The following is a 7,019-nucleotide window of genomic DNA, read 5'->3' as shown; positions in this document are numbered from 1 at the left end:
AATTTTGGACAAGGAATGAAAAAAGCCCGATTTAACGGGCTTTTTAAGGTGGTTCTAATCCACCCTGAGGGAATCGAACCCCCATCTCAAGAACCGGAATCTTACGTGATATCCATTACACTAAGGGTGGAAATGAAAAACTTGCACAAGGCAAGTTTTTATTTGAATTACAATTCAATGTCACCGAAAAGGTCAGCCATTGAGAATCCAGATTGAGTTTCTGGCAATTCGTAATCACGTTTTTCTTCACGTTTTTGACGACGTGGATGTGGAGCACGTTTTTCTGCTTTTTCTTCGCCTTCAGCTGCTGCTGGACGCTCTTCCAAAGCTTTGATAGAAAGTGATACACGCTCATCAGCTGCGTTTACTTCAAGAACTTTAACAGTTACTTCTTGACCTACTGACAAAGCATCTTTTGGATTTTCAACACGTTTGTGTGAAATTTGTGAGATGTGTACCAAACCATCGATACCTGGCAATACTTCAACGAAAGCACCAAAGTCAGTCAAACGTTTCACTTTACTTTCGATCACATCACCAGCTGCCAATTTTTGCTCAACGCCATCCCATGGACCAGGCTGTGTAGCTTTCAATGACAATGATACGCGACCTTCAACTTCGTCGATTGCAAGAACTTTAACTTCAACTTCCTCACCAACTGTTACAGCTGATTTAGGAGATACGTTACGCTCATGTGACAATTCAGTCAAGTGTACCAATCCATCTACACCACCAAGGTCGATGAAAGCACCGAAGCTTGTGATACGTGCAACTTTACCAGTTACAACTTCACCAACTGACAATTTACCAAATACTTCAGCACGTGCTGCTGCAGCTTCTGCTTCAACAACTTCACGACGTGACAAGATGAAACGGTTCTCAGCAGGATCAACTTCTTTGATTTTCGCATCAAATTCTTGACCTACGAAACGCTCAGTGTTACGAGTGAAACGGCTGTCGATCATTGAAGCTGGGATGAAACCACGAAGACCTTCAAATTCAACTGCAAGACCACCTTTAACGGCACGAGTTACTTTAACTGTAACAACTTCTTCTTCACGACCAACAAGCTTGTCCCATGCTTTACGTGCTTCCAAACGTTTTTTAGATACAAGATAAGTAACAGTGTCTGTATCTTTACCAACAACTTGGCGAAGTACTAACAATTCAAGTGTTTCACCAACTTTTACAAGGTCGTTGATATCAGCATCACGGTCGTTAGTCAACTCACGAAGAGTCAATACGCCTTCAACACCAGTACCTGAGATAGCTACGTTTGCTTGACCAGCATCAACTGTCAATACTTCTGCAGTTACCACATCACCAGGTGTAACTTCGCTTACACTGTTCAACAAATCTTCAAATTCGTTCATTATAAAAAAACCTCCGACAATCAGGTCTTTCGACCCAACATAAAATATATTTTATTTAAGGCACACGCAAGGACAACAACAATTAGACATCTTTGACGAACTAGACTATATCTAGTACCTTTACTGGGGTAGCTGGATTCGAACCAACGCATGAGGGAGTCAAAGTCCCTTGCCTTACCGCTTGGCGATACCCCAAAACATTTTCTAAGATAGTATTCTGAAATGAACTCGGGCTAAACGCTGTGTAAAAAAGATAAGTCGCCTAGCAAATCAGGATTTGCAGCCAACTTCCTATTTTTACTATGCGTTTGACGCCCTTAGTATCTTAGACATGGAGAGAGAGGGATTTGAACCCCCGAACCCGAAGGAGCGGATTTACAGTCCGCCGCGTTTAGCCTCTTCGCTATCTCTCCGTGCACTAACAGTCACTATTCTAACATAAAATAGCGACTATTACAAGCCTTTTAGTGACTTAAATTATAATTTTCAATAATATTTCCGACTGCTTTTTCTAATTTTTTGTAAAAGCTTTCGGTATTTCCATTTTTAATAACTGCAAAGTTATTTTCAGCCAATTCTGCAATTTCTCCAATTACTTTTTTACCTATAACAAGGCGGTAACCAGGGAACTCTTCTCTATTGACAAGAACTTTGCTATCTTCAATTTGAATTTCAATTTTTTTATCTTTTTTACTCATTTTCAAACCTCACTTTTATTATTCTACAAAAAAAGAGAAGAGCTTGCAAGTGCAAGCCTTCTGAAATTATTCAACTTCGACAATCCAACCTTCTGGCGCTTCAATATCACCAAACTGGATACCTGTTAATTCGTCATATAATTTACGCGTGACAGGTCCCACTTCTGTTTCGCTATGGAAAACATGGAGTTTGTCTGCAATCTGGATACCACCAATTGGTGAGATGACTGCAGCTGTTCCGCAAGCTCCTGCTTCGACAAACTGGTCTAATTCTTCGACAAGAACTTCACGCTCCACTGCCTTCATCCCCAGACGATGCTCTGCCAAGTGCAAGAGAGAATACTTGGTAATGGACGGCAAGATTGATGGTGAAATCGGTGTGACAAACTCGTTATCAGCTGTAATCCCAAAAAAGTTTGCAGACCCGACTTCTTCAATCTTGGTGTGGGTAGCTGGATCCAGGTAGATCACATCTGAGAAGCCCTGCTTTTTAGCATATTGGCCCGGTAAGAGCGACGCCGCGTAGTTACCACCGACCTTGGCTGCCCCTGTCCCGTTTGGTGCTGCACGGTCGTACTTGTCTTGGATGAGGAAGTTAGTCGGAGCGAGACCTCCTTTGAAGTAGTTGCCAACTGGCATAGCAAAAACGGTGAAAATGTATTCATCCGCTGGCTTTACGCCGATGATATCGCCAACACCAATCAGGAGCGGACGGAGATAGAGCGTACCACCAGTTCCATAGGGAGGAACGTAGTCCGCATTAGCTTTGACTACCTCTTTACAGGCCTTGATGAAAAGGTCCGTCGGAACAGGCTCCATGAGCAAGCGGTCAGCTGTCCGTTGCAGGCGCTCAGCATTTTGGTCTGGACGAAAGAGTTGGAGTTTTCCCTCCTTGGTGCGATAGGCCTTAAGGCCTTCAAAAGCTTGCTGGCCGTAGTGAAGGGCTGGTGAGCTTTCTGAAATGTGCAGTTCCGCATCTTCGGTCAATTGCCCTTCAGACCATTGGCCGTTTTTGAAATGAGCGATGAAGCGGTAAGGTAGTTTCATATAAGAAAAACCAAGGTTTTCCCAGTCAATGTTCACTGTCATATAGTTTCTCCAAATTCATTTTTTATTATTTTACTACTTTTGAAAGTGATTTTCAATTAAAAATTCAGAAAATTTTGTGAATATAAGAAAAAGCCTGGTAAACCAGACTCTTACTCTTTAAAAACAAATTCTAGTTGAATTTCAGGTGAGATAGCATTAAATAAATTTTGATAGTAGTTTTTGGCTGACTCTTTTATGTCTTTCTGATAATCTTCTAGAAACGTTTCTTGTTCTGCTGACTGAAATTCATCTGTGATCAGTTGGGCAGTATCGATTTCTTCCGTCGCAAAACTAAGTATCTCACCACTCTTATCATATAAGGTATAAGGTTCTTCTGCATCTAATTCCAATCCAACGACTTCAAAGGCTGGAAGGGTAATTTTGTACCTATTTTCAGAAAGATGTTCAATGGATACAGGACTTTTGATACCAAATTTTGCCTTGTACTTGATGATTAAGAGGGCTGATTTTTCTGAGAAAGGCATTTCTTGACCAAATAAGACCGTGTAGTTTTTAGCGGTCACAATTTTCTGGACAGCCGTATTTAGAAATACCAATTCATTGACTTGCTCAACAGACTCAATAGCCGTATGGACACTCACTTCCTGCTGATTACTCTTTTCACCAGAGATGTAGCCGTATCCCCATACACCACACAATAACAGAAGGAAGGATAGAACAAGCCATAGATAGACTTTTATACTGAAAAATAATTTGATAATTTTCATAGCATTTACCTCCCCTACAGTATAGCAAAAAGACTGCTTTGCGAGCAATCTTTTTAGTCTATCCAAGCCCTAAACACTTCCTCATCAGAAATGGTTTCCGAGATAAAACTACCGTTGCTAGTGCGTTCAGACAGGCTGAGCTGGGTCACATCAACCTCATAGAGTTTGCCCGTTTTAGACTGCACGTGAAGCACTTGACTTGTTGTTTCATCTTCATTTGCTGTACTAAAGAGGTCAAAATCCCCCCGGTCCGTCAAGACTGGACCCGCCGCAAAGACACGGTGAGGCTTAGTCTTGAGTTCGCGAAGCACCTGCAAACCACGCTTGGCACGGCTGGTCACAGGGATTTCCTCCGCCGCCATCCGCTTCAAACTACCACGCTGGGTCAGGAGATAGACAGAGCTGGTATTGCTGATAAAGGCCGCAGCCACCACATCCTCATCCTTGAGGTTGACCGCCTTGACACCGGCTGCCTTGGCACCGATGATTGGCACTTCTTCGATGTTAAATCGCAGAGCGTAGCCCTTTTCTGTGATGAGCATGATGTCGTCCAAAACTACAGGCGATACAGTAACGACCACATCATCCGCATCTTTGAGTTTGGCATACTTGGTTGACTTGGACTTGTAAGTCCGCCATGGAGCAAACTCCTTCCGCTCTACACGTTTAATTTGGCCAAATTTAGTCACCGCGAAATAAGTTCCCTCATCAAAATTCTCAACCAATTCAGCAAAGATAACCTCTTCATTGGTATCAAAGTTCATCAGGGTCTGGCTCAGGTGTTCACCGATGTCCTTCCAACGAATATCTGTCAACTCATGGACAGGTCGGTAGATGACATTTCCAAGATTGGTAAAGAGCAAGAGGTGCTGGGTTGTCTTGGCATTCTGCAAGAAAATCAACTGATCATCCTCTCGTTTGCCCATTTCTTCAAGGGTTGAGGCATTGAAAGAACGCGGACTGGTCCGTTTGATATAGCCTGCCTTGGTCACGCTGACAAAAGTTTCTTCTTCGACAATCAAGCTGGCAGTGTCAATCTCAATCGCTTCTGCCTGATCTTGTAATTCACTCAAACGAGGATTGCCAAACTGCTTCTTGACCTCACGCAGTTCCTTCTTCATAAGATTGAACATGGTCCGCTCATCGCCGATAATGGCTGCCAAGGTCTGAATCTGCTCGCGTAGGGCTGCTTCTTCATTTTCCAAGGTCACAATGTCGGTATTGGTCAAGCGGTAGAGTTGCAAGGTCACGATTGCTTCTGCCTGTTCCTCGCTGAAATCATAGCTGATTTTCAAGTTTTCCTTGGCATCAGCCTTGTTTTCAGAAGCACGGATAAGGGCAATAACGTCATCCAAAATGGAAATAACGCGAATCAATCCTTCTACGATATGGAGGCGTTTTTCAGCCTTTTCCTTGTCAAACTTAGAACGGGCAATGATAATCTCACGGCGGTGGGCGATGTAGCTGGACAGAATCTTCTGCAAGCCGACCTGACGCGGTGTGAAGTTATCAATGGCCACCATGTTGAAATTGTAATTGATTTGCAGGTCGGTGTATTTGTAAAGGTAGTTGAGAATGGTTTGCTCATCGCTGTCTTTTTTCAGCTCAATGGCAATCCGCAGACCTGTACGGTCTGACTCGTCACGCACCTCAGCAATACCAGGCACCTTGTTATTGACACGGACATCATCAATCTTCTTGACCAGAACAGCCTTGTTGACCTCGTAAGGAATCTCAGTAATGACAATCTGTTTCTTACCAGCCTTGAGTTGTTCAATTTCACAACGGCTACGGACTACGACACGGCCCTTACCAGTTTCATAGGCCTTCTTGATTTCGTCAGCCCCTTGAATAATGGCACCTGTTGGGAAGTCTGGTCCAGGCAAGAACTCCATCAACTTTTCTAACTTAGCAGTCGGATGATCAATCATGTAAACAACGGCATCGATGACCTCCGCCAGATTATGCGGCGGGATGTCAGTCGCGTACCCTGCTGAAATTCCTGTCGCTCCATTGACCAAGAGATTGGGGAAGGCAGCTGGTAGCACAGTGGGTTCTTTTTCCGTATCGTCAAAGTTCCAGGCAAATGGCACCGTCTTTTTCTCAATGTCGGCCAGCAAATAACCTGCCATTTCCGACAGACGAGCCTCGGTGTAACGCATGGCCGCAGGCGGATCGCCGTCCATGGAACCGTTGTTTCCGTGCATCTCCACCAAAATCTCGCGATTTTTCCAGTCCTGACTCATGCGGACCATGGCATCATAAATAGAGGAATCACCGTGCGGGTGGAAATTCCCCATGATATTTCCGACTGACTTGGCAGACTTACGATAACCCTTGTCAAACGTGTTGCCGTCCTTATTCATGGAATAAAGAATCCGACGTTGCACGGGCTTTAGACCGTCACGAATGTCCGGCAAAGCCCGCTCCTGAATAATGTATTTGGAGTAGCGACCAAAACGCTCTCCCATAATGTCCTCAAGGGACATGTTTTGAATGTTAGACATAAATTAAGATACAAAGGGACGATTCAGTCCCGTGTTCAGTTAGAGAAACTAGCTGAACATTCCTTTCTTTGTTTCTTGTCGAAAAGTTTATCTTTCTTTTTTACTTTTTTTGATAATCGCCTTAGGTAGTGGGGACGGAAGCGACCTCCTTCGGAGTTCCATTCCTAAGTTGGAAGCCGAAGTCTTCCAACTTCCCTGAAGCTAATAACCTTGTTATTAGCTTCTTTCACTACGGCGGCGATTATCCTTTTCGGGCTCGCTCACGCTCGCCTGCATGCCGTAGCAAAATGTTAATACTGAGCAACAATTTCTTTTGTCGCTTGGATTTTCTTGTCTGTCCATTCAACCAAGTCTTTGATGACTAGTTTTTCGATAACTTTAATGAAATCGGACATGAAGGTGTAGTCGGGTTGGTTGTTTTGGGTAGGAATTTGAAATTCCATATCGTATGTTTGTGATGCCCTTAGTTTATGTCCAAAATCATACTTACCAAGCAACTGTTTTTCAATAATTGTTTTCAAAAACAATAAAGATTTTGGTTGAGTATTTTCTGTGTTCCAAAATACACCAGTATCATCACCAGCTCCAAATTCATACCCACGATAAAATGTATTTCCAAAAATA

The 7,019-nt window shown here is 43.4% G+C and carries 6 protein-coding genes and 3 tRNA genes; all 9 read right to left on the bottom strand.

Going from position 1 to position 7,019, the window contains the following annotated elements; genetic code table 11:
* Nucleotides 1-58: 58 nt before the first annotated feature.
* Nucleotides 59-130, bottom strand: a tRNA-Arg gene (locus SST62_RS0102985).
* A 37-nt stretch (nt 131-167) separates the two neighbouring features.
* A complete protein-coding gene (gene rpsA / locus SST62_RS0102980; protein WP_029186243.1) occupies nt 168-1,373 on the bottom strand; it encodes a 30S ribosomal protein S1 in 1,206 nt (401 codons plus the stop codon).
* Nucleotides 1,374-1,496: 123 nt separating this feature from the next.
* Nucleotides 1,497-1,568 (bottom strand) — tRNA-Gln (locus tag SST62_RS0102975).
* 137 nt (nt 1,569-1,705) lie between these two features.
* A tRNA-Tyr gene (locus SST62_RS0102970) sits at nt 1,706-1,786 on the bottom strand.
* Nucleotides 1,787-1,837: 51 nt separating this feature from the next.
* Entirely contained in the window at nt 1,838-2,071 is a 234-nt protein-coding gene (locus tag SST62_RS0102965) for a DUF2969 domain-containing protein (protein WP_012775068.1), read from the bottom strand.
* A gap of 66 nt (nt 2,072-2,137) precedes the next feature.
* Entirely contained in the window at nt 2,138-3,160 is a 1,023-nt protein-coding gene (locus SST62_RS0102960) for a branched-chain amino acid aminotransferase (RefSeq protein WP_029186242.1), read from the bottom strand.
* 110 nt (nt 3,161-3,270) lie between these two features.
* Nucleotides 3,271-3,888, bottom strand: a complete 618-nt coding sequence (locus SST62_RS0102955) for a DUF4230 domain-containing protein (protein WP_029186241.1) — start codon at nt 3,886-3,888, stop codon at nt 3,271-3,273.
* A gap of 53 nt (nt 3,889-3,941) precedes the next feature.
* Nucleotides 3,942-6,395: a DNA topoisomerase IV subunit A gene (parC, locus tag SST62_RS0102950; RefSeq protein WP_029186240.1), complete on the bottom strand. Its 2,454-nt coding sequence runs from the start codon at nt 6,393-6,395 to the stop codon at nt 3,942-3,944.
* Between the two features lie 290 nt (nt 6,396-6,685).
* On the bottom strand, nt 6,686-7,019 hold a 334-nt coding region (locus SST62_RS1000000112750), incomplete at its 5' end, for a hypothetical protein (RefSeq protein WP_029942514.1).

This window comes from Streptococcus suis YS56 (assembly GCF_000440115.1).
Lineage (GTDB): Bacteria > Bacillota > Bacilli > Lactobacillales > Streptococcaceae > Streptococcus > Streptococcus suis_L.
The sequence above is the reverse complement of the archived record's forward strand: the minus strand, read 5'-3'. Positions and strand labels throughout refer to the sequence as shown.